Source organism: bacterium (assembly GCA_035549195.1).
Taxonomy (GTDB): domain Bacteria; phylum Oederibacteriota; class Muellerivitia; order Muellerivitales; family Muellerivitaceae; genus DASZRK01.
In genome coordinates, this window is record DASZRK010000032.1 from 1 (window position 1) to 2,413 (window position 2,413).

Annotated in this window: 3 protein-coding genes; all 3 read left to right on the forward strand. The window is 62.9% G+C overall.

Annotation, left to right across the window (positions count from 1 at the left end):
- Nucleotides 1-280: 280 nt before the first annotated feature.
- Genes pyrE through VHE12_07685 form a run of 3 tightly spaced genes read left to right on the forward strand, consistent with a single transcriptional unit; the run spans nucleotide 281 to nucleotide 2,188 of the window.
- A complete protein-coding gene (gene pyrE, locus VHE12_07675; GenBank protein ID HVZ80664.1) occupies nucleotides 281-913 on the forward strand; it encodes an orotate phosphoribosyltransferase in 633 nt (210 codons plus the stop codon).
- Nucleotides 914-926: 13 nt separating this feature from the next.
- A complete protein-coding gene (locus VHE12_07680; protein ID HVZ80665.1) occupies nucleotides 927-1,184 on the forward strand; it encodes a hypothetical protein in 258 nt (85 codons plus the stop codon).
- Nucleotides 1,181-2,188: a hypothetical protein gene (locus VHE12_07685; GenBank protein ID HVZ80666.1), complete on the forward strand. Its 1,008-nt coding sequence runs from the start codon at nucleotides 1,181-1,183 to the stop codon at nucleotides 2,186-2,188. Before VHE12_07680 ends, VHE12_07685 begins: the two co-directional genes overlap by 4 nt.
- The last annotated feature ends 225 nt before the right edge of the window (nucleotides 2,189-2,413 follow it).

The window sequence follows — 2,413 nt, forward strand, 5'->3', positions numbered from 1 at the left end:
TAGCCCTTGGTCCTTCGGACCTGGGGCCGATACAAGGGCCAGAGGGAAAGCGACCGCCTTCCCCCTGGCCCCTGATCGACCCCCGGAGGGATGGCCTCCTCAAGACTCCATCTGTGTTCATCCCCTTCATCGGTGGCTATCCGATGTTCGCCTTTGTTACTCTTGCTTTCACCCTGAGCGCCCGCAGGGAGTCGAATGGGCTCCGTACCTCCGAGGCTCCGTGGTGAGGATTCTGCTTCGAACGGCTTGGTGAACTTGGTGGCCCCGAAGGGGCTTGGTGGTGAAAAAGACGGAAGCCGTCTCCGCGGTCCATGACTGGAAAGGTTCGATCATGACGAACGAGGAAGTCCTGAAACTATATGAAGAGACCGGGGCCCTGTTGAAGGGCCATTTCCGGCTCTCGTCCGGCCGCCATAGCGACCGTTATCTTCAATCCGCCCTGGTCCTCCAATATCCCCGCAAGGCCCAGGTCATGGGCGAGGCCCTGGGGAAGCTGGTGGAACCCCTGAAACCCCAGGCCATCCTTTCCCCCGCCATGGGCGGGCTCTTCGTGGGCCATGAACTGGCCCGGGCGCTGGGCATCCGGCACCTGTTCACCGAGCGCAACAAGGAGACCGACGCCATGGAACTGCGCCGGGGCTTCACGGTGGAGAAGGGGGAGCGCCTTTTCGCGGTGGAGGACATCATCACCACCGGGAAATCGGTCAAGGAGTCCTATCAGGTGGCCCGGGGGATGGGGGCCGAGATCGTGGGAGTGGGGTGCCTCATCGACCGCAGCGGGGGAACGAATCCCTTCGATGTCCCGGTGAGGGCTTTGGCCTCCTTGAAAGTGGAGAGCTGGGACGAGAAGGATTGTCCCCTTTGCCGTCAGGGTATCCCGGTGGTCAAACCGGGCTCCCGCTCGAAGTTCTAGGCCTGGAGGCCCCATGTCCGACGACCGAAAGAACGTGAAGGGGTCCGGCCCCCAGATCGAGGAGTATGTCCGGGTGAACCTTTGGGCCTGGGGGTTCCTGGGACTACTGGCCCTGGTCGCCTTTTTCGCCTGCGGCGCGGTCTGGGACGAGGTGACCCAAGGCGTGATGGAGTTCCTGTTCGGGATCATGGGCGGTGGGTTCGTCCTGGTCTCGGTGATGGACTATCTTTATGAAAGTCAAAGGGCCCGGCCCATGGAGAAACGACAATGAAAAGAACGATGCGGATCCTGACCACCGGATGGTTCTGCGCCATCCTGGCCCTCAGCCCCCAACTGGCCTTGACGGCCTTCGCCCAGGACGCCTCCGACGCGGCGCCGGCGGACCAGGTGAAGACCCTGCGGGACCTGGCCCAAAAGGGCTACCTGGGGGACAAGAAGGCCTCCGCCCTTCCGGACGGGGCTTTGACCGGCGATGACGTGACCGACGCCCTCCTGAAGGCCAATGACCGGATCTCCGGGGTGGACCTCGCATCCCTCAAACCGGGGGACAAGGCCTTCCAGGTCCAGGACCTGCAGGCCCTCCTGACCCTGGTGAAGCAAAAGGCGGGCGCGATCCGGGCGCGGAAGGTCTCGGCCTGGACCTTCGAGAAACGCCTGGAAAAAATGATCACCCTGCTTTCCGTCGATACGGACGAAACGGAGGAAGAACCGACACCGGCGCAAACCGCCAAGGCCGCCGCGCCGGAACCCACCGCCACCGCGACACCGGTCCCCGGCCCGAGCCGGGCGGATTGGGACCAGATGAGGGGGGACCTCAAGGACCTGCGGCAGAAGCTGGCGGACATGGAAGCGGGCTACCAGAAGAAACTCGACGCGGTCCAAACTTCCAATGAGGACCTGCGCAAGGCCAATGATTCGCTGAGGACCTCGGATAGCGACCAGCAGGAGCAATTGAAGCTGGTCAAGAAGCTGTTGGACCATGTCCAGTCGGACCTGGGCAAGTCCTCCGACCGGCTGGAGGAGGTCGCCAAGAAGGCGGCGGAAAAGAACCTGACCGAGACCGAGTTCCAGCAGGACCTGATGGTCATGCGCAAGGATATCCGGGATAATTCCCAGGACATCAGCGTCCTCAAGGAGGAGTTCGCCAAGATCGACCGGTCGGGGGATGAGAAGAACCAAAGCGCCTTGGATGACCTGTTGGGCTCCAAGTGGGTGGCGGGCGGGGCCCTGTTGGTCGGGGTCACGGCCCTGGTGGTGGCGTTGACGCACAAGTAGGTTGGCGGGCGGACGAGGCATCCACCACGAAGATAGGCGAAAGGCTTTTACCGCGAAGAAGCGAAGAGGCGAATGCGGGAGGGGACCAAGGACGGCCAAGGCTGTTCACCACGGAGGGCACAGAGAGCACGGAGAAGTCTTCAAGTCAGCCATCCCGCAAGGGCGTAGCCCTTGGTCCTTCGGACCTGGGGCCGATACAAGGGCCAGAGGGAAAGCGACCGCCTT

What these genes read in the sequence shown, in the direction of transcription:
- VHE12_07680 (HVZ80665.1), top strand. Translation starts at nt 927, where the DNA reads ATGTCCGACGACCGAAAGAACGTGAAGGGGTCCGGCCCCCAGATCGAG.
- VHE12_07685 (HVZ80666.1), top strand. Translation starts at nt 1,181, where the DNA reads ATGAAAAGAACGATGCGGATCCTGACCACCGGATGGTTCTGCGCCATC.